We start from the raw sequence: 20,306 nt of genomic DNA, 5'->3' as shown, positions 1-20,306 counted from the left end.
CGCCGCCGCCAGCGCCGCGTCGGGCAGGGCGGCGCGGTCGCGCGCCTGCGCCGCCAGCAGATCCTGCGCCATGGCCCGCGCCGCGTCCGAGGCGAGTTCCGCCGCCTCGGAGGGCTCGGGCTGGCCGGCGGCGATCCAGGCCTCGACCTCTTCCTGCGGCGACATCGGCACCGCCTCGTCCTCGAAACTGTCCAGATAGGCCACCAGCGACTGCGCCGTGCGCGACAGGCGCTGGCTGTCGCTGTCCAGGTTGGCATGGAAGCGGTCGCGCCATTCCGGCTCGATCTCGGGCGTTTCGGCCAGGATCGAGGCGGTCGAGCGCAATGCCGTCACCGCCGACTGCACCTCGTGCAGCGTGGCCAGAAGATAGGGGTCGCGGGTCATGCGGTCCGACAGCGCGACCAGCCGCCGCTCCAGCGCATCGGCGCGGCGCGCCGCCCCGGCCAGCGCCGAGGCCCAGCCGGGAAAGCGGGCGGCGAATTCGGCGATCTGGTCCAGCTCGACCGGGGCGCCGGGCTGGTCGGCGGCGCGGGCCGCCGCCTCGCGCAGGGCGCCGACCAGCGCCTCCTCGCGGTCCGAGGCCAGTTCGGTCGCGTCGATCTCCAGCGCCTGGGCCAGCCGCGACAGCAGCTCCTCGCCCACCGGGCGGCGGTTATGCTCGATCAGGTTCAGATAGGCGGCCGAGATCTCGGCCCGCCGCGCCACCTCGGTCTGGCGCCGGCCAAGCGACAGGCGGCGCTCGCGGATGCGGGTGCCGATCAGGGGGCGGGCGACGGGATGGCGGGGCAAGGAACGTGGCATGATGGCTCAGATCCCGTCGCGGGTCTCCTCCAGGTGGCGGATCGCCTTGACGACCAGGTCGGCAAAGCTTTGCGCCGACAGCTTGTCCTTGAGCGTCTGGCTGACGTTCGAGACGGTCTTGTAGCTGATGTTGGCCCGCTCGGCGATCTCGCGATAGCTCAGCCCCTCGGCGATGGCGCGCAGGATGTCCAGCTCGCGCGGGGTCAGGCGCGGGCGGGGCGGGGTGGCGCCGGGCCGTTCCAGCAGGGCGATGCGGCGCGCCAGGTCGGCCGGGACGTAATCGCCGCCGCCCGCCACCGCGCGCAGCGCCTCGCAGATCTCGTCCGAGGGCGAATCCTTCATGATGATGCCGTTGCAGCCGGCCTGCAGCGCGCGCCGGGCGACCAGCGGGCTGCGATGCATGGTGAAGACCAGGATCGGCTGGGTCGCGCCCGCGGCGCGCAGCCGCTCGATCAGCCGGGCGCCGGCCAGCTTGGCCTCGCCCATGGTCAGGTCCACGACGATCACGTCCGGCGCCTGCCGCCGCCAGGCCCGCCAGCCCTGCGAGGGGGTGGCGGCGGCGATCACCTGGCAATCCAGGCGGCCGCGGGTGATCCATTCCCAGCCCTCGGCCACGACCGGGTGGTCGTCCACGATCAGCACGCGCAGGGGCTTGGGCGGGGCAAGGGCGGTTGCGTTCATCGGGCTGGTCCTTGGTCGGTCGGGCAGGGCAGGTGGCATTCGGTCAGGGTCCAGCCGCCCTCGCGCCGGGGCGGCCGGTAGCGCCCGCCAAGCGCGCCGGCGCGGTCGCGCATCCCGGTCTGGCCCAGCCCTGCCTGGCCCAGCCCTGCCTGGCCCAGCCGGGCGCGGTCCTGCGCCGGGGGGCCGCCGCCGTCGTCGGTGACGTGGGCGGTGATCCCCTGGCCCTCGCGCGCCAGCCGGACCCGCACCCTGGCCGGCGCGGCATGGCGCAGCGCGTTCAGCACGCTTTCGCGCACGAAGCGGTAAAGCGCGATCCGCCCGGCCTCGCCCGGCTCGGGCAGGTCCGGCGGGCAGTCGAGCGTGATGGCGGTATCGGGCGCGATCTCGGAAAATTCGATCAGCAGCTCTTGCAGCATCTCGGCCAGGCTCGCGCCCTCGGCCGGGGCCAGGCGCAGGTCGTCGATGGCGGCGCGGGCGCTTTGCCGGATCGCCTGGGCGTGGCGCGAGACGGCGGCCAGCGCCTCGGCCAGCGCCGGGTCGCTGGCGGTTTCGGCGGCGCGGCCGGCCTGGCCCACGGCCGCCTGCAGCGCGAAGAGCTGCGGGCCGATGCCGTCGTGCAGGTCGCTGGCGATGCGGGCGCGCTCGGCCTCGGCCAGGGTCAGCATCCGGCCTTGCAGGCGGCGGTTCTCGGCCCGCTCGGCGGCCAGGTGGGCGGCCAGCGCGTTGACCCCCTCGGTCAGCGTCGCCAGTTCCGCCAGCCCGGTCTGCGGCGCGGGATGGTCCAGGTCGCCCGCCCGCATCCGGCCAAGCGCCGCACCCAGCAGCCCCAGCCGCCGCAGCACCAGCCCGGTGATCGCCATGGTCACGCCGATCGCCGCCAGCGCCATGGTGGCCAGCAGCGGCAGGATCAGCCGGAAATCGGCCCAGGCCTCGGCGATCTCGTCGCGGGGATCGCTGCGGATCTCCAGCACGCCGAGCACATTGGGATATTGCGCGATGGCGATCAGCTCGCGCTGCGGCTCGGGGCGGATCAGCGCGGCGAACCATTCCGGCACCCGCTCGGGCGGCAGGCGCGGCGGCAAGGCCAGCGCGACCGGCTGGCCGGACGCATCGCGCAGCTCGGCCGACAGGTGGCGCTGCGCCTCGATCTCGGCGGCGATGCGGGCGGCCTGCTCCATCATGTCGCGCCGCTCGAACGAGGTGGGCAGGTGCAGCGTGGCAAAGGCATTGGCGAGGCGAAAGGCCGAGCCGGTCTCGTCGCTGACCGAGCCGCGGGCATTGAGGATCAGCACCGAGGCGACGATGGCGCACATCGCGAGCCAAGCCAAGGCCGAGCCGCCAAGCGCCAGAAGCCGCAACGCCACGCCATGCGGCCGCCCGCGCCGGGCAGGCGCGTCATCGGCAGCCGCGATGTGGCTGGTTGCGTCCATCTTTCTCCCTGCCGCCGGCGGCGGCTCCTCGGGGAAAGACTAGGATGCGGATCGGGGCGGGGCAAGCGGGCTGCGGGGGCAAAGCGAAAGGGCCGGGGCGCACGCGTGCTGGCCCCGGCCCCCCTGTCGTTTCCCGCGACCCCGGCTCAGGCGCGCGAGCCGGCGGGCTCGGTCGGTTCGGGGCGGCCGAGCGCGCGGCGCACCAGCACGAAGAACAGCGGCACGAACAGCACCCCCAGCACCGTGGCCGAGACGGTGCCGCCCAGCACCGTGGCGCCGATGGTGTTGCGGCCGTTCGCGCCGGCGCCGGCGGAGAGCACCAGCGGCAGCACGCCCAGCGAGAAGGCGACCGAGGTCATGATGATCGGCCGGAAACGCTGGCGCGCCGCCTCGACCACTGCCTCATAGAGCGGCTTGCCCTGCTCGGCCTGCTCGCGGGCGAACTCGACGATCAGGATGGCGTTCTTGCCGGTCAGGCCGATCACCGTCAGCAGGCCGACCTGGAAGAACACGCCGTTGTCGAAGCCGCCCAGCCAGGCCCCGACCAGCGCGCCCAACACGCCGATGGGCATGGCCAGCATCACCGCGAAGGGGATCGACCAGCTTTCGTAAAGCGCGGCCAGGCACAGGAACACCACCGCCAACGACAGGCCGTAAAGCAGCATGGTCTGGTTGCCGGCCTGCTGCTCTTCCAGCGAAAGCCCGGTCCAGGCCACGTCGAATCCGGCCGGAAGCTGCCCGGCCAGTTCCTCGATCGCGGCCATGGCCTGGCCGCTGGATACGCCGGGCGCCGGGCTGCCCTGGATCTGCATGGCCGGCACGCCGTTATAGCGGTCCAGGCCCTGCGGCCCATAGCTCCAGCGCCCCTCGGCGAAGTTGGAAAACGGCACCAGCCCGCCCGAGTTGTTCCTGACCCGCCACTTGTCGATGTCGGTCGGCAGCGCGCGCGATTCGGATTCGCCCTGCACATAGACCCGCTTGATACGGCCGCGGTCGATGAAGTCGTTCACATAGCGCCCCGCCCAGGCGACCGAGAGCAGGCTGCCCACGTCGGTCGCCGTGACCCCCATGGCGCCCGCCTTGCGCCAGTCGATGTCGAGGTTGTATTGCGCCGCGTCCTCCAGCCCGTTCGGCCGGGCCGAGGCGATGCGCCCGTCCTGCGCCGACATGCCCAGCAGCTGGTTGCGCGCGTCCAGCAATTGCTCATGCGCCTGTCCGGCGCGGGCCTGCAGGTAGAAGTCGAAGCCCGAGACGTTGCCAAGCTCGATCACCGAGGGCGGCACGATGGGAAAGACCATGGCGTCGCGGATGCCCATCAGCGCCGGGAAGGCGCGCCCGGCGATGGCCTGCACCGATTGCCCGGCGCCCGGCCGCTCGTCCCAGTCCTTCAGCCGCAGGAAGGCGATGCCCATGTTCTGCCCCGAGCCGGCGAAGCTGAAGCCCGAGACGCCGAAGAAGGATTCGACATTGTCGGATTCGTTTTCCGCGAAATAGTGCTGGATCTGGTCGATCACCGCATCGGTGCGCTCGGAGGTGGCGCCGGTCGGGCCCTGGACCAGGACGAACATGATGCCCTGGTCCTCGTCGGGCAGAAAGCCGGTGGGCGTGCGCAGGAACAGGAACACCATGGCCGCGCCGATGCACAGGTAGATCAGCATCATCCGCAGCGGCCGGCGGACCAGCCAGTTCACCGAATTGCCATAGCCCTGCATGGTGCGGTCGAAGCCGCGGTTGAACAGGCCGAAGAAGCCGCGGGTCTTGTGGCCGTGTTCATTGCGCAGCAGCGTGGCGCAAAGCGCCGGGGTCAGCGTCAGCGCCACCAGCACCGACAGGCCCATGGCCGAGGCGATGGTGATGGCGAACTGCTTGTAGATCACCCCGGTCGAGCCGCCGAAGAAGGCCATGGGCACGAAAACCGCCGACAGCACCAGCGCGATGCCGATCAGCGCCCCGGTGATCTGGCCCATGGACTTGCGGGTGGCCTCGCGCGGCTCGAGCCCTTCCTCCTCCATGATGCGCTCGACGTTCTCGACCACGACGATGGCGTCGTCCACCAGAAGGCCGATGGCCAGCACCATGGCCAGCATGGTCAGCGTGTTGATGGTGAAGCCAAGCGCCGCCAGCACGCCGAAGGTCCCCAAGAGCACCACCGGCACCGCCAGCGTCGGGATCAGCGTCGCGCGCCAGTTCTGCAGGAACAGCAGCATGACGAAGAACACCAGCACGATGGCCTCGACCAGCGTCTTGACCACCTCTTCGATCGAGATCAGCACGAAGGGCGTGGTGTCGAAGGGGATCACGTAATCCATGCCCTCGGGGAAGAAGCGGGCGAATTCCTCCATCCGCGCCTTGACCCGCTCGGCCGTGTCCAGCGCGTTCGCGCCCGAGGCCAGGCTGATCGCCATGCCCGAGGCCGGCTGGCCGTTGTAGCGGGCATTGGTCATGTAGTCCTGGGCGCCGATCTCGACGCGGGCCACGTCCTTCAGCAGGATCAGGCCGCCGTCCTGTTCCGCGCGCAGCACGATCTGCTCGAAATCCCCGGGGGTGGAGAGCAGCGATTGCGCGGTGATGGTGGCGTTCAGCATCTGCCCCTGGGGCGCCGGCTGGCTGCCGAAGGAGCCGGCCGAGATCTGCGCGTTTTCCGACGAGACCGCCGCCACCACGTCCGAGGGCGTCAGCTCATAGGCGGCCAGCTTGGACGGGTCCAACCAGATCCGCATGGCATATTGCGCGCCGAAGACCTGGACCGAGCCCACGCCCTCGACCCGGCTGAGGTCGTTGACCAGGTTCGAGATCAGGTAGTCGGCCAGGTCCACCTGTTCATAGCGGTCGTCCGACGAGGTCAGGCCGACGACCATCAGGAAGCCCGAGGCGGATTTCTCGACCGTGATGCCCTGGCGCTGCACCGGCTCGGGCAGGAGCGCGGTGGCCTGCGCCAGCTTGTTCTGCACCTGCACCTGGGCGATGTCGGGATCGGTGCCGGTCTCGAAGGTCAGCGTCGTCGTCGAGGTTCCGGCCGAGGTCGAGCTGGACGAGAAATAGCGCAGCCCGTCCAGCCCGGTCATCTGCTGCTCGATGATCTGGGTGACGGTATTGGCGACCGTATCGGCCGAGGCGCCGGGATAGGTGGCGCGGATCGTCACCGAGGGCGGCGCGATCTGCGGATATTGCGCCACCGGCAGCGAGACGATCGACAAGAGCCCCAGACCCATGATCAGGATCGAGATCACCCAGGCGAAGACCGGACGGTCGATGAAAAAGCGGGCCATGTGCGGTTCCTGTGCTGTTCCCTCGCGGCGTCCGGGTCAGTTCGCCGGCTGTCCGGCGCCGGTCTCGGTTGCGGTCTCTGCACCCGCGCCTTTGGCGGCGGGCTGGTCTGCGGGCTGGTCTGCGGGTTGCTCTGCGGATTCCTCTGCGGGCTGTTCCGCGTTCCCGGCTTCGGGCGCAGGCTGTTCGCCGGCGCTTGCCGGGGCATCGGCGCCCGTCCCGGCTTCGGGCGCAGCGCCCTCGGCGGCCCCGTCTTGCGCGGCTTCGGCTGCGGCGGCCTGGCGTTCCTCGGGGGTCACGGTCATGCCGGGGCCGATCTTCTGCAGGCCCTCGACCACGATGCGGTCGCCGTCATGCAGCCCCTCGCTGACGATCCAGCTGTTGCCCATGTCCTGCAGGATGGTCAGCTGGCGCTGCTCGACGGCGTTGTCGGCATTGACAACCAGCGCGATGGGCTGGCCGCGGCGGTCGCGGCTGACGCCTTCCTGCGGGGCAAGGATCACGTTCTGCGCCGTGGCCTGCTGCACGACTGCCTGGACATACATGCCGGGCAGCAGGGTGCGGTCGGGATTGGCGAAGGCCAGGCGCAGCGTCACCACGCCCGTCGTCTCGTTCACATAGGGCTCGGCGGCGGTCAGCCGGCCTTCCTGGTCGTATTCGGTGCCGTCGGCCAGGCGCAGCGTCACCTTGCGGTCCGACTGGCTCTCGGCGGATTGCGCCGCCATCTCGCGGCGGAAGCGGATCAGCTCGGCCGCCGATTGCGTCACGTCCACATGCACCGGGTCGAGCTTGCGGATCACGGCCAGCGGCGTCGGCTGGCTGGCCGTCACCAGCACGCCCTGGCTGGTCTGGGCCAGGCCGATCTCGCCGTCCAGCTCGGCGCGGATGGTGGTGCGCTCCAGCTCGATCCGGGCGGTCTGCAGCTGCGCCTCGGCGACCTTGACCGCGGCCTCGGCGGAATCGCGGGCGGCGATGGCATTGTCGGTCGTGCTTTCGCTGGCGACGCGGCGGTCGCGCAGGGCGCCCACGCGCTCGGCCTCGCGGCGCGCCGCCTCGGCCTGGGCGCGGGCCTGGGCCACGGCGGCCTCGGCCTGGGCGACGGCGGCCTGGTAGGTGGTGGCGTCGATGCGAAACAGCGGATCGCCGACCTTCACATGGCTGCCCTCGTCGAACAGCCGTTCGGTGACGATGCCGTTGACCTGCGGCCGCACCTCGGCCTCGGCCGAGGCGGTGACGCGGCCGGGCAGTGTGGTGGTCAGGGCCACGTCCTGGGCGTGAAGCGTCACCACGGTGACGGGCGGCGGCGGCATCTGCGCGGGATCCTGCGCCAGGGCGGCCATGGGGGCAAGCCCCGCCGCAAGCGGAAGGATCACGGAAATCGCCATGCGGCGCGATAGCGCGAACATCGTTTTGCTCCGGCTATTTGCTGACGGTTGCATAACGAACAGTTTCGCACGGGATGATCAATCCCAAAACCGTTTCGGACCGCGACGTTGCGCCACCGGCGAAACCCGGCCGCAGGCTGGGGGGGAAGGGGGCCTGCCCGCCGCCCGGCTGCGCTGCCGATGGAGTATTTGGGGAACGAAGAAGCGCCGGGCGCAGATTGGTCTTGCGGCGGCCAGCGCGAGACAGTAAGCAATCCGGGCCTCGCGGGTGTAGCTCAATGGTAGAGCCGCAGCTTCCCAAGCTGAAGACGAGGGTTCGATTCCCTTCACCCGCTCCATCCTTCCAGGCTGGTCATTGTTTTGCCGTGGGATGCGGGGGTTTCCCGTGCCGCGCCCCGTTGCGCAGGCCGCTCCCGGCATGCGGTTGGCTTCGGCAGGTGCGGGTTTCCTGCCTGGGGCGAGGCCGATCCGACCGCCCAAGGCTTTCGGCGGTCGAATCGGCAAAAAGTTGCGCCGGGTCAGCCGAGCATGGGTTTTCCCGCGACATAGGTCTGGGCGATGGCGCGGTCGTCGCCGAGGATCTGCAGGATGAACAGCTCTTCGGCCAGGGTCTCGGCCCGTTCCATGCGCAGCGCCATCGCCGGCGTCGCGCGGCTGTCCAGCACCACCAGGTCGGCGTCAGAGCCGGGCACCAGCGTGCCGATGCGGTCGGCCATGCCGAGCGCCAGCGCATTGCCGCGGGTGATCCAGTGGAAGGCGGCGAGGGGATGCAGCTTCTGGCCGCGCAGTTGGAGGATCTTGTAGCCCTCGGCCAGGGTTTGTAGCATGGAATAGCTGGTGCCGCCGCCGACATCGGTGGCGATGCCGCTGGTCACGCCCGCGGCGCGCAGGCCCGCCTCGTCGAAGAGGCCCGAGCCGAGGAACAGGTTCGAGGTCGGGCAGAACACCGCCCGGCTGCCGGTCTCGGCCATGCGGGCGATCTCGCGCGGCTCGAGATGGATGGAATGGCCGAGCAGCAGCTTGTCCGAGAGCAGCCCGTAGCTTTCGTAGATGTCGAGATAGTCGCGCGCCTGGGGGTAGAGCTGCAGGGTGAAGGCGATCTCGTCGCGGTTTTCCGACAGATGCGTCTGGATGTGGCAGTCGGGATGTTCGCGCACCAATTGCCCGGCCATTGCCATCTGCTCGGGCGTCGAGGTGATGGCGAAGCGCGGGGTGATGGCATAGCGCTGGCGGCCGCGGCCGTGCCATTTCTCGATCAGCCGCTTGCTGTCGTCATAGCCCTGCTGCGGCGTGTCGAGCACCGCCTCGGGGGCGTTGCGGTCCATCATCACCTTGCCGGCGATCATCGCCATGTCGCGCGCCTCGGCGGCCGCGAACAGCGCCTCGGCCGATTGCGGATGCACCGAGCAGAAGGCGACGGCGGTGGTGGTGCCGTGCGAAAGCAGCAGGTCGAGGAACTTCCCGGCCATGAGCGGGGCATGGCCTTGCTGGGCAAAGCGCGATTCCTCGGGGAAGGTATAGGTGTTGAGCCAGTCGAGCAGCTGCGCCCCCCAGCTGGCGATCACCTGCACCTGCGGGAAATGGATATGCGGGTCGATGAAGCCCGGCAGGATCAGGTTCGGGCGGTGGTCGATTTCCGGCAGGCCGGGTTCGCGCAGGGCGGCGTAATCGCCCATGGCGACGATCTTGCCGGCTTCGGTGACGATGGCGCCGTCCTCGTGATAGGCGAAGGCGTCCTCGGTTTCGGCGGGGTCGGCGTGGAAGGAGAGCGTGCGCCCCCGGATCAGCTGTCGCATGGGTATTTTTTCAACGAAGAAGCGGTTTCGATGAGGCGGCCGATGAGCTCGGCGGCGGTGAAGGCGGCGATGATCTCGGGGCGCTTGTCGCGCGAATAGCCCGCGCCGATGGGGCAGGTCAGGCGGTCGGTGTCCAGCCCCTGGGCACGGGCGAAGCGGCGGAACTGCGCCAGTTTCGTCCGGCTGCCGATCATGCCGATATAGGGCGCGTCCATGCGGCGCAGCGCCTCGGCCGCCAGCAGGAAGTCCAGCGCGTGGTCATGGGTGACGATGATGTGGCTGGTGCCGAAGGGGGCGTTGCGGATCTCGGCCTCGGGCAGGGGGGTCAGGCGGGTTTCGCCCGTGGCCTGCCCGAGTTCCCCCATGCGCTGGTCGATCAGGATCGGGTGCAGCGGCAGCAGCGCCAGGGCCTTGGCGAGCGCGCGGCCGACATGGCCGGCGCCGAAGATCAGCACCTGCGGATATTCGGGCCCGGCCGGGGCCTCGGCCACGCGGGTCAGCGAGAGTTCGACCCGGCCGCCGCAGCATTGGCCGATCTCGGGGCCCAGCGGCACGTCCATCACGGCCTGCGCCTCGTCGCGCGCCAGCATCTGCCGGGCGCGGTCGATGGCCATGTATTCCAGCTGGCCGCCGCCGATGGTGCCGCTGAGGCCCTGGGGGGTGACGAACATCGCCGCCCCCTTCTCGCGCGGGGACGAGCCGCGGGTGCGGGTGATCTCGACCCGGATCATGGCCGCAGCCGCTCGATGGCCATCAGCACGCGCTCGGGGGTGGCGGGCGCGTCGATGCGCGGGTTCTCGGCATAGCCGTTGAACGAGGCCACCGCCATGTTCAGCGCCTGAAAGACCGAGATGCCCAGCATGAACGGCGGCTCGCCCACCGCCTTCGAGCGCTTGATCGTCGCCTCGCGGTTCACCGACCAGTCGGCCAGCTGCACGTTGAAGACCTTGGGCCGGTCCGAGGCCAGCGGGATCTTGTAGGTCGAGGGCGCATGGGTGCGCAGCCGGCCCTTCTGGTCCCACCACAGTTCCTCGCTGGTCAGCCAGCCGGTGCCCTGCACGAAGGCGCCCTCGACCTGGCCCTTGTCGAGCGCCGGGTTCAGGCTGCGGCCCACGTCATGGAGCACATCGGCACGCTCGATCACGTATTCGCCGGTCAGCGTGTCGACCGAGACCTCGGAGCAGGCGGCGCCATAGGCGAAGTAGTAGAACGGGCGGCCCTGCCCGGTGTCGCGGTTCCAGTGGATCTTGGGCGTCTTGTAGAAGCCCGCGGCCGACAGCTGGACCCGCGCCAGATAGGCGGTGTTGACGAAATCCTGGAAGGGCATTTCCTCGGTGCCGATCTGCACCGTCTCGCCGATGCTGACCAGTTCCGGCGGCACGCCCTTGGCCTCGGCGGCGAAGGCGGTCAGCCGCTCGATCAGCTGGCGGCAGGCGTCCAGCGCCGCCATGCCGTTCAGGTCCGAGCCCGAGGAAGCCGCGGTGGCCGAGGTGTTCGGCACCTTCTCGGTCGTGGTCTTGGTGATGCGGATGCGGTCGATGCTGACCCCCAGCGCCTCGGCCACCACCTGCGCGACCTTGGTGTTCAGGCCCTGGCCCATCTCGGTGCCGCCGTGGTTCAGGTGGATCGAGCCGTCCGAGTAGATGTGGATCAGCGCGCCGGCCTGGTTGTACCAGGTCGCGGTGAAGCTGATGCCGAACTTGACCGGGGTCAGGGCGATGCCCTTGCGGATCGCGCCGCCCTGTTCCTGGGCGCGGGCGTTCCAGTCCAGCACCGCCTGGCGGCGGGCGTGGTAGTCGCTGCTGGCCTCGAGTTCCTCGAAGATGCGCGGCAGGATCTGGTCCTCGACCTCCTGGTGATAGGGGGTGAGCTGGCCGTTCTCGTAGAGGTTCAGCTTGCGGATCTCCAGCGGGTCGCGGCCGAGGGCATAGGCGATGTCCTCGACGATGCGCTCGGCCATGACCACGCCCTGCGGGCCGCCGAAGCCGCGAAAGGCGGTGTTCGAGCAGGTGTTGGTCTTCATCGGATGGCTGCGCAGTTCCACCGCCGGGTAGTAATAGGCGTTGTCGGCGTGGAACAGCGCCCGGTCCGTCACCGGGCCCGACAGGTCCGAGGACCAGCCGCAGCGGGCGTAGAAATCGGCGTCCACGGCGTGGATCCTGCCGGTCTCGTCATAGCCCACCTGATAGTCGATGACGAAATCGTGCCGCTTGCCGGTGATCGAGAAATCGTCGTCGCGGTCGGGGCGCAGCTTGACCGCGCGCCCGAGCTTCTTGGCCGCCAGCGCCGAGATGCAGGCAAAGGGGTTCATCTGCGATTCCTTGCCGCCGAATCCGCCACCCATGCGGCGCACGTTCACCACCACGGCGTTCGAGGGCACGCCCAGCACATGGGCGACCATGTGCTGCACCTCGCTGGGATGCTGGGTCGAGACGTTGACCACGACCTCGTCGTCCTCGCCGGGGATCGAGAAGGCGATCTGGCTTTCCAGGTAGAAATGCTCCTGCCCGCCGACGGTCAGCCGGCCTTCGATGCGCCGGGGCGCGCGGTCCATTTCGGCCATGTCGCCGCGCTTGAGCTTCAGGGGCTTGGTCACATAGCCCAGCCCGGCGTCGCGGGCGCTGATCGCGTCGATGGCAAAGGGCAGTTCCTCGTATTCCACGCGGGCCAGTTGGCAGGCGCGGCGGGCCTGGTCGCGGGTCTCGGCCACCACGGCGAAGATCGGCTGGCCGTGGAACTGCACCTCGTCCCCGGCCAGCAGCGGCTCGTCGTGCAGGCCGGTGGGCGAGATGTCGTTATGGCCGGGAATGTCCGCGGCGGTCAGCACCAGATGCACGCCGGGGGCCTTGCGCACCGCATCGAGGTCCATCGAGACGATGCGGCCATGCGCCACGGTCGAAAGCCCCAGATAGGCGTGCAGCGTGCCCACCGGCTCCATCAGGTCGTCGGTATAGTCGGCCCGGCCGGTGACGTGCTTTTCGGCGGAATCGTGGATGATGGGCGTATGGGCGGCGCCCTTGACGAAGACGTCCTGTTTCATTCGACCCTCCTCAGGCGGTGGTCTGCGCCCTGCTGTTCAAGCCAGAAGCGGCGGAAGAAGTTGGCGGCGAGTTGCTGGCGATATTCCTTGCTGGCCCGCCAGTCGCTGAGCGGCTGGAAGTCATTGGCGACCGCGCGCGCCGCGGCCTCGAAGGTCTCGGCGGTGAAGGGCTGGCCCTTCAGCGCCGCCTCGGCCTGGGTGGCGCGCTTGGGCGTGCCGGCCATGCCGCCGAAGGCCACGCGCGCGTCGATGATCGTCGCCCCGTCGGTTTCCACCCGGAAGGCGGCGGCCGAGGCGGTGATGTCGGCGTGGTGGCGCTTGGAGACCTTGTAGGCGGCGATCCTGGCCTCGCCCTTCAGGGGCACGGTGATCGCCTCGACGAATTCGCCGGGGCGGCGGTCCTGCTTGCCGTATTCGATGAAGTAATCCTCGACGGGCAATTCGCGGGTGCCCTCGGCGCTGCGCAGCCGCAGGGTCGCGCCAAGCGCGATCAGCAAGGGCGGCGTCTCGCCGATGGGCGAGCCGTTGGCGACATTGCCGCCGATGGTGCCGGCATTGCGGACCTGCCAGCCGCCGATGCGCAGCCAGTAATCCACCGCCTCGGGGAAATGCTGGCGCAGGAAGGGCTCGAACTCGGAATAGGTCACGCCGGCGCCGATGGTGACATGGCCGGGGGCGATCTCGATCCGCTTGAGATCCTGAAGATGGCCGATGAACACCGCCGGAGAGATGTCGCGCAGGAATTTCGTCACCCACAGGCCGACGTCGGTGGCGCCGGCGACGATGGTGGCCTTGGGGTTCTGGGCCAGAACCTGCGCCAGGTCGGCGGCGTCGGCCGGCAGGATGGCACGATCCTCGCCGCGCGCCACCTCGACGCGGTCGCGGGGGATCGCGGCCAGCGCGGCGGTGATGCGGTCGCGCTCGACATTCAGCGCGTCCATGTGCTGCCCGCCGGCCTCGGAAGCCGCGAAGGCCGCCTTCACGATCGGCTCGTAGCCGGTGCAGCGGCACAGGTTGCCTTGCAGCGCGGTCTCGATCGCCAGCATGTCGGGGCGCGGCTCGGACATCCACAGCCCGTAAAGCGCCATGACGAAGCCCGGCGTGCAAAAGCCGCATTGGCTGCCGTGATGCTCGACCATGGCGGCCTGGACCGGGTGCAAGCCCCCGTCCGCGCCGCGCAGATGCTCGACGGTGACGACATGGCAGCCGTGGCACGAGGCCAGGAAGCGGATGCAGGCATTGATCGGCTCGTAATGCAGCCGGCCTTCGTGCAGCCGGCCGACCAGGACGGTGCAGGCGCCGCAATCGCCTTCGGCGCAGCCCTCCTTGGTGCCGGTCAGGCGGCGGTTGAGCCGCAGGAAGTCCAGAAGTGTGTCGCGCGATCCGGCCTCGGTCAGGCGGATCTCGGCGTCGTTCAGAAGAAAGCGCAATTCGTGGCCCATTCGGTCCTCGCTCGCATGGCTGGGTATGGGAAAAGCCTAGATGCGAATTGCTCTTTGCGAAATCTCGGATTGAGCATAAGACTTTCAGCGATTCCTTGAAAGAGGCGGGTTGAGACCATGCCATATCTTGAAAGTCTGCGGGTCTTCGTCCGCGTGGTCGAACTGGGCTCGATCACCGCGGGCGGGCGCGACCTGCGCATGTCGCCGGCCGTCGCCTCGAACCGGATCAAGGATCTGGAGACGCGCTACGGGGTGCGGCTTCTGAACCGCACCACCCGCAAGCTGGTGCCGACCGAGGTGGGGCGGGCCTTCTACGACAATGCCCGCCGGGTGATCGAGACGCTGGACGAGGCCGAGGCGGTGGTCTCGGGCTTTTCCGGCATGCCGCATGGCGCCTTGCGGGTGACGGCGCCCCTGGGCCTGGGGCGGCGGCTGATCGCGCCCCTGGTGCCGAGGTTCTGCGACGAATATCCCGGCGTCGAGGTGCGGCTGCGGCTGTCGGACCGCAACGTCGACATCATCGCCGACGGGATCGACCTGGCCTTCTTCCTGGGCGAGCCGCAGGATTCGGCGCTGAAATGGCGGCGGATCGCGGAATGCCGGCGCGCGCTGGTGGCGACCCCCGACTATCTGGAGCAGCACGGCCATCCCCAGCGCCCCGAGGATCTGGCCGCGCATAATTGCCTGCTGCTGCGCTATCCGAGGAGCCCGGAATACTACTGGGTGCTGGAAAGCCCCGAGGGGCCGCAGAAGCTGCTGGTGAACGGCAAGTTCGACGCCGACGACGGCGACGTGCTGAGCGGCTGGGCGCTGGCGGGCAGGGGCATCGTCAACCGTCCCCGCTACGAGGTGGCCGAGCATCTGGCCGCCGGGCGGCTGGTCGAGGTGCTGCCGGACCATCCGCCGATCCCCTCGCAATTCGGCGTGCTGACGCCGCATCGCCGCCTGCAGGATCCCAAGGTGCGGCTGTTCGCCGATTTCATCGCGCGCGAGGTGCGGGGGGTGTTTGCCTGAGCCCTAGTCCCGCACCCATTCCATGAGGTGCAGATAGGGCGCGCGGCGATAGCGCGCGACGCGCTCGGGATCGCCGCCCTGCGGGGCGGGCTCGTCGAAATGCACCAGCCGCAGCCCCTGCGCCAGCAGCGCCTGCATGTAGGCATGGAAGGGGCGATGCCAGTTGCGGATCAGGATGCCGCGCCAGCTGACCCATTCCGCGCGCTCGTCCAGGTAGTTGTCGATCAGGTAGCCCGTGCCGGGATCGCCGTTCCAGCCGCCCGCCGTGCTGAATGAGTTCAGGTTGGCGACAAGCAGGCTGCCGCCGGGACGCAGGACGCGCCCCATCTCGGCGATGGCGGCGCGGATGTCGTCGATGTCGATGAGCGTCAGGTAGCTGACCACCAGGTCGAAGCCGGCATCGGGCAAGGGCAGGGCCTCGGCGCGGGCCTGCACGTAGCGGCCCTTGTCGTCGCGGCTGCGCGCGGCCTCGATCAGCTTCGGCGTGGGATCGATGCCGGTCGCGGCGATGCCTTCGGCGGCAAGCATCCGGCAGAAACGCCCCTCGCCGCAGCCGACATCCAGGGCGTTGCGAAAGCCGCGGCCGCGGATGCGGGCCAGCATCGGGGCGTCGAGCACGTGGCGGCGCGAGAAATCGCCTTCCTCGCCCATGTCGGCGATCCAGGCCTCGGCGGAATCGTCCCAGCCATTCCCGCGGTCCATGCCTGCCTCCCTCGATGCTGCCGAACGGTGCAGCTAGCCGATCCGGCGGGCAGAGGCAAACAGGTCAGTTCCAGGCGAAGGTCTTGGGCAGGCCGCGATACCAGTCGATGATCGCCTGGCGTTCCTGCGGCTCCATGAAGCTGACATTGGCGGGCGGCATGGCATCGGTCACGCCGGCCTGGATGAAGATCTCGCGCGCGGCGCGGGTGATGTCGTCGGGGGTTTCCAGCAGCACGCCCTTGGGCGCGGTGTGGATGCCCTCGTACGAGGGCTCCCTGGCATGGCACATCGAGCAGCGGCCCATGACCGCGTTATAGGCGTCGTCCCAGCCCGGCGCGTCGAGCATCGCCTGTTGCGAGGGGGTCAGGACGCGGGCCTCGGCCTCCTCGAGCGTCTGGCGGAACATGGGCGCGGTCGAGAGCCACATGACGATGATGAACAGGATCGTGGTCGCGGCCCAGGTCCACCACTTCATGCCGCCGCCGGCGTGCATGGTGTTGAAGAAATGCCGGATGGTCACGCCCATCAGGAAGATCAGCCCGGCGATCACCCAGTTGTATTCGGTGGCGAAGGCCAGCGGATAGTGGTTCGACAGCATCAGGAAGACGACCGGCAGCGTCAGGTAGTTGTTATGCGTCGAGCGCAGCTTGGCGATCTTGCCGTATTTCGGATCGGCGGGACGCCCGGCCTTGAGGTCGGCGACGACGATGCGCTGGTTCGGCATGATGATGAAGAACACGTTCGCCGTCATGATCGTGGCGGTGAAGGCGCCCAGGTGCAGCATGACCGCGCGGCCGGTGAAGACCTGGTTGTAGGCCCAGCCCATGACCATCAGCAGCGCGAAGAGGATCAGCATCAGCAGGGTCGGGGTCTCGCCCAGCTTGGACTTGCACAGGTTGGTATAGATCAGCCAGCCGATCGAGAGCGAGCCGGCCGAGATCAGGATCGCCTGCCAGGGCGCCAGCTCCATCTTGGCGGGGTCGATCAGGAACAGCTCGGAGCCGACCCAATAGGTGACCATCAGGAGCGCCGCCCCCGAGATCCAGGTCATGTAGCTTTCCCATTTGAACCAGATCAGATGCTCGGGCATGCGCTCGGGCGCGACCAGGTATTTCTGGATGTGGTAGAAGCCGCCGCCATGGACCTGCCATTCCTCGCCATGCGCGCCGGGGGGCAGGCCCGGCACCTTGCGCAGCCCGAGGTCGAGGGCGACGAAATAGAAGGACGAGCCGATCCAGCAGATGGCGGTGACGACATGCGTCCAGCGGATGGCAAAGGCGAGCCAATCCCAGATGACGGCGAAATCGGACATACTTTGTCTCCTGTCTAGCTGGGGAAAGACTAGCCGCTTCGCGGGGTTGCGAGTATTCACGCATTTCCCCTTGCTGTCTTAACGATGCGTTGAAAATCTTTCGCGGGGTGCTGCGGAAATGAAAAAGAGGGGGCTTTGCCCCCTCAGGCCCGTGCCGGGCCTTTCACCCCCAGGGTATTTGGAAAACGGAGAAAGCCTGGGGGCTCAGCTGCCGCGATAGGTCGAAAAGCCGTAGGGCGAGATCAGCAGCGGCACGTGGTAATGGTCCTGTTCGGACATGCCGAAGCGCAGGGGCACCTGGTCGAGGAAGCGGGGCTTGGCCGCCTGGTGTCCCTGGGCGTCGAGCCAGGCGCCGACATGGAAGACCAGTTCGTATTCGCCGGTCTGGAACTCCGCCTCGGGCAGGATGTGCTTGTCGGTGCGGCCGTCGTGGTTGGTGACGGTCTGGGCGATCAGCCGGCGCTCGGGGTCGAGGCGGTAAAGCTCGATCCGCATGCCTTGCGCGGGCGTGCCGTTGGCGGTGTCGAGCACATGGGTGGTCAGATAGCCGGGCATTGTCTTCCTTTCCTTAGTCAATCGGCGAGCCGGGCGATGGCGGCGCGGGCCTGTTCGTTCAGGCGATTCGTGTCTGCGGTCAGCAGGTGGTGATCCTGCACCACGGCGCGGCCTTCCACATAGACCGCGCGCGGGCGGATCGGCGCGCAGAAGACCAGCGCCGCCACCGGATCCCATTGGCCGGCGGCGGGCAGTTCCGAGACGTCCCAGAGCACCAGGTCGGCGCGCTTGCCGGGTTCCAGCGCGCCGATGTCGCTGCGGCCCAGCACGCGCGCGCCGCCGAGCGTGGCGATCTCCAGCGCCTCGCGCGCGCCCATGGCGGCGGGGCCGTCCTTGAGGCGGGCGACCAGCATGGCCTGGCGCGCCTCGAGGCCCAGATGGCTGCAATCGTTGCTGGCCGAGCCGTCGACGCCCAGGCCCACCGGCACGCCGGCGTCGCGCATCCGCCGCACCGGGGCGATGCCCGAGGCGAGGCGCGCGTTCGAGCAGGGGCAATGCGCGACCCCGGTGCCGCTGCGGGCGAAGAGGTCGATTTCCTTGTCCGAAAGTTTCACGCAATGCGCGTGCCAGACATCCTCGCCGGTCCAGCCCAGGCTTTCGGCGTAATCGCCGGGCAGCATGCCGAAGTTTTCCAGAGAATAGGCGATATCCTCGTCGTTTTCGGCCAGGTGGGTGTGCAGCCGCACGCCCTTGTCGCGGGCGAGGATCGCCGCGTCGCGCATCAGTTCCCGGCTGACCGAGAAGGGCGAGCAGGGGGCGAGGCCGACCTGCACCATGGCGCCGGGCCTGGGGTCGTGGAAGGCGGCGACCAGGCGCTCGCTGTCCTTGAGGATCGCGGCCTCGTCCTCGACCAGGGCGTCGGGGGGCAGGCCGCCCTTGGACTCGCCGATCGACATGGCGCCGCGGGTGGCGGTGAAGCGGATGCCGATCTCGGCCGCCGCCTCGATGCTGTCGTCGAGCCGGGCGCCGTTCGGGAACAGGTAGAGATGGTCCGAGGAGCAGGTGCAGCCCGAGAGCGCCAGTTCGGCAAGGCCGATCCGGGTCGACAGGCGGATGTCCTCGGGACCCATGCGGCCCCAGATCGGATAAAGCGTCCTGAGCCAGCCGAACAGCGCCGCGTCCTGGGCCGCGGGCACGGCGCGGGTCAGGGTCTGGAACAGGTGGTGATGGGTGTTGACGAGGCCGGGGGTGACGACGCAGCCCCGCGCCTCGACCACCTCGGCGCCTTCGGCCGAGAGGCCGGGGTCGACGGCGGAGATCACCCCGCCCTCGACCAGCACGTCCCCGCCGGCGATCTCGCGCCGGGCGCCGTCCATGGTCACGACCACTTCGGCGCCCCTGATGAGCAGGCGTTTCGTCATCAATGCGCCTCGGCTGCGTGGGCGGCGGCGGCGATTTCCTCGTCGCTGGTGTGCGGCGCGCCGTTGAAGAACCAGTTCAGCAGCACCGCGGCCACGGCGGCCAGAAGGATGCCGGAGTGGATCAGCGTGTGCATGGAATGCGGCAGCCACTGGTTGAAGTCGGGCGCGATCATCGGGACCATGCCCAGCCCCAGCGAGACGGCGACGATGAACAGGTTGTGCTTGTTGCCCTTGAAATCCACCGTCGAGAGGATGCGGATGCCGGTCGCGGCGACCATGCCGAACATCACCAGCCCCGCGCCGCCCAGCACCGTGGTCGGCAGCGATTCGACCAGCGCGCCCATCTTGGGGATCAGGCCCAGCACGATCATGATCGCGCCGCCCGCCACGCAGACGAAGCGCGAGCGCACGCCGGTCACGCCCACCAGCCCGACGTTCTGGCTGAAGGAGGTATAGGGGAAGGTGTTGAAGAGCCCGCCGATCGCGGTGCCCAGGCCGTCGACGCGCAGCCCGGCCGAAAGCGCCTTGGGCGTCATGCGGCGGCCGCAGATGTCGGAAAGCGCCAGGAACATGCCGGTCGATTCGATCATGGTCACGAACATGACCAGCAGCATGGTCAGGATCATCACCGGGTCGAAGATCGGCATGCCGAAATGCAGGGGCTTGATCGGGGCGAACCAGGCTGCCTCGGCGATGCCCTCGAAATGCATCATGCCGAGCGCGGCGGCCAGCAGCCCGCCGATGACGATGCCCAGGAGCACCGCGATATTGGCGACGAAGCCGCGGGCGTAGCGGGCGATCAGCAGGATCGCGGCCAGCACGGTGATGCCGATCAGGATGCGCGGCAGCGAGGCATATTCGGGATTGGCGACGGTCGGCATCAGCTTGACGCTGTCGGGGACGTCGCCGGCGGCGCGGGCGGCCTCCAGCCAGGCCTGGGCGGCGGGATCGACCAGTTGCGGCGCGGTCGGGCCGACCGGCAGGCCGAAGATCCAGTTGATGCCCACCGGCATCAGGCTGACGCCGATCACCAGGATCACCGTGCCGGTGACGACGCTGGGGAAAAAGCGCAACAGCCGGCTGACCAGCGGCGCGAAGAAGATCGAGATGAGCCCGGCGGCCATGATGGCGCCGAACATCATCCGCGCCCCCTCCTGCCCCGGATTGGACGAGGCGATGGCGACCATCGGCCCGACGGCGGCGAAGGTCACGCCCATCATCACCGGCAGGCGGATGCCGAACCATTGCGTGGCGCCGAAGGACTGGATGATGGTGACGATGCCGCAGACGAAGAGGTCGGCGGAAATCAGGAAGGCCACGTCCTGCGGCGAAAGCTGCAGGGCGCGGCCGACGATCAGCGGCACCGCGATGGCGCCGGCATACATGACCAGAACATGCTGGAAGCCCAGGGCGAGCAGCCGAGGCGCGACGATGCGCTCCTCGACCGGATCAAAGCCGGGGCTGGTGTCGATTGCTTGCATTCGTCCTATACCTCCCTAGTTTCAGGACGTTATGTCTCT

At 69.1% G+C, this 20,306-nt stretch carries 15 protein-coding genes and 1 tRNA gene; 2 read left to right on the top strand and 14 right to left on the bottom strand.

Going from position 1 to position 20,306, the window contains the following annotated elements:
- The 5 genes from FE811_RS06345 to FE811_RS06325 form a co-directional block, all read right to left on the bottom strand.
- Nucleotides 1-801: helix-turn-helix domain-containing protein (locus FE811_RS06345; RefSeq protein ID WP_140846985.1), on the bottom strand; the 801-nt coding region annotated here is incomplete at its 3' end.
- 6 nt (nucleotides 802-807) lie between these two features.
- The gene (locus FE811_RS06340; RefSeq protein ID WP_036753863.1) at nucleotides 808-1,482 is read right to left on the bottom strand and encodes a response regulator transcription factor; all 675 of its coding nucleotides are present in this window, start codon (nucleotides 1,480-1,482) and stop codon (nucleotides 808-810) included.
- Complete coding sequence (locus tag FE811_RS06335; RefSeq protein WP_116221032.1) at nucleotides 1,479-2,912, bottom strand: LapD/MoxY N-terminal periplasmic domain-containing protein; 1,434 nt, start codon at nucleotides 2,910-2,912, stop codon at nucleotides 1,479-1,481. The genes FE811_RS06340 and FE811_RS06335 overlap by 4 nt, the downstream gene beginning before the upstream one ends.
- A 146-nt stretch (nucleotides 2,913-3,058) precedes the next feature.
- A complete protein-coding gene (locus tag FE811_RS06330; RefSeq protein WP_116221031.1) occupies nucleotides 3,059-6,181 on the bottom strand; it encodes an efflux RND transporter permease subunit in 3,123 nt (1,040 codons plus the stop codon).
- A gap of 36 nt (nucleotides 6,182-6,217) precedes the next feature.
- Entirely contained in the window at nucleotides 6,218-7,585 is a 1,368-nt protein-coding gene (locus tag FE811_RS06325) for an efflux RND transporter periplasmic adaptor subunit (RefSeq protein WP_116221030.1), read from the bottom strand.
- Nucleotides 7,586-7,828: 243 nt separating this feature from the next.
- On the opposite strand from FE811_RS06325, the gene FE811_RS06320 reads away from it, so the two are divergent.
- Nucleotides 7,829-7,902 (top strand) — tRNA-Gly (locus tag FE811_RS06320).
- 180 nt (nucleotides 7,903-8,082) lie between these two features.
- Here FE811_RS06320 and guaD read toward each other — a convergent pair.
- Genes guaD through xdhA form a run of 4 tightly spaced genes read right to left on the bottom strand, consistent with a single transcriptional unit; the run spans nucleotide 8,083 to nucleotide 13,842 of the window.
- On the bottom strand, nucleotides 8,083-9,360 hold the full coding sequence (gene guaD, locus FE811_RS06315) for a guanine deaminase (protein ID WP_116221029.1): 1,278 nt from the start codon (nucleotides 9,358-9,360) through the stop codon (nucleotides 8,083-8,085).
- Nucleotides 9,348-10,091: a xanthine dehydrogenase accessory protein XdhC gene (xdhC, locus tag FE811_RS06310; protein ID WP_116221028.1), complete on the bottom strand. Its 744-nt coding sequence runs from the start codon at nucleotides 10,089-10,091 to the stop codon at nucleotides 9,348-9,350. The genes guaD and xdhC overlap by 13 nt, the downstream gene beginning before the upstream one ends.
- Nucleotides 10,088-12,400, bottom strand: a complete 2,313-nt coding sequence (gene xdhB / locus FE811_RS06305) for a xanthine dehydrogenase molybdopterin binding subunit (RefSeq protein ID WP_036753880.1) — start codon at nucleotides 12,398-12,400, stop codon at nucleotides 10,088-10,090. Before xdhB ends, xdhC begins: the two co-directional genes overlap by 4 nt.
- Nucleotides 12,397-13,842 (bottom strand): xanthine dehydrogenase small subunit, encoded by a 1,446-nt coding sequence (xdhA, locus tag FE811_RS06300; protein WP_140846982.1) that lies wholly within the window; start codon nucleotides 13,840-13,842, stop codon nucleotides 12,397-12,399. The genes xdhB and xdhA overlap by 4 nt, the downstream gene beginning before the upstream one ends.
- Nucleotides 13,843-13,959: 117 nt before the next feature.
- On the opposite strand from xdhA, the gene FE811_RS06295 reads away from it, so the two are divergent.
- The gene (locus FE811_RS06295; RefSeq protein ID WP_116221026.1) at nucleotides 13,960-14,856 is read left to right on the top strand and encodes a LysR family transcriptional regulator; all 897 of its coding nucleotides are present in this window, start codon (nucleotides 13,960-13,962) and stop codon (nucleotides 14,854-14,856) included.
- Between the two features lie 3 nt (nucleotides 14,857-14,859).
- Here the strand turns inward: FE811_RS06295 and FE811_RS06290 are convergent, their stop codons facing one another.
- The 5 genes from FE811_RS06290 to FE811_RS06270 form a co-directional block, all read right to left on the bottom strand.
- Nucleotides 14,860-15,558, bottom strand: a complete 699-nt coding sequence (locus tag FE811_RS06290) for a class I SAM-dependent methyltransferase (protein WP_116221025.1) — start codon at nucleotides 15,556-15,558, stop codon at nucleotides 14,860-14,862.
- Between the two features lie 64 nt (nucleotides 15,559-15,622).
- Nucleotides 15,623-16,870, bottom strand: a complete 1,248-nt coding sequence (locus tag FE811_RS06285) for a urate hydroxylase PuuD (protein ID WP_116221024.1) — start codon at nucleotides 16,868-16,870, stop codon at nucleotides 15,623-15,625.
- Nucleotides 16,871-17,074: 204 nt separating this feature from the next.
- Entirely contained in the window at nucleotides 17,075-17,425 is a 351-nt protein-coding gene (uraH, locus tag FE811_RS06280; protein WP_036753894.1) for a hydroxyisourate hydrolase, read from the bottom strand.
- A gap of 17 nt (nucleotides 17,426-17,442) precedes the next feature.
- On the bottom strand, nucleotides 17,443-18,786 hold the full coding sequence (locus FE811_RS06275; RefSeq protein ID WP_116221023.1) for an 8-oxoguanine deaminase: 1,344 nt from the start codon (nucleotides 18,784-18,786) through the stop codon (nucleotides 17,443-17,445).
- Nucleotides 18,786-20,267 carry a nucleobase:cation symporter-2 family protein gene (locus tag FE811_RS06270; protein WP_036753900.1) on the bottom strand — a complete coding sequence of 494 codons (1,482 nt, stop codon included), beginning with the start codon at nucleotides 20,265-20,267 and terminating at the stop codon, nucleotides 18,786-18,788. The genes FE811_RS06275 and FE811_RS06270 overlap by 1 nt, the downstream gene beginning before the upstream one ends.
- Nucleotides 20,268-20,306 lie beyond the last annotated feature (39 nt).

Source organism: Paracoccus sp. FO-3 (assembly GCF_006386455.1).
GTDB classification, from domain to species: Bacteria; Pseudomonadota; Alphaproteobacteria; order Rhodobacterales; family Rhodobacteraceae; genus Paracoccus; species Paracoccus versutus.
This window is presented reverse-complemented; position numbering and strand designations above follow the sequence as displayed.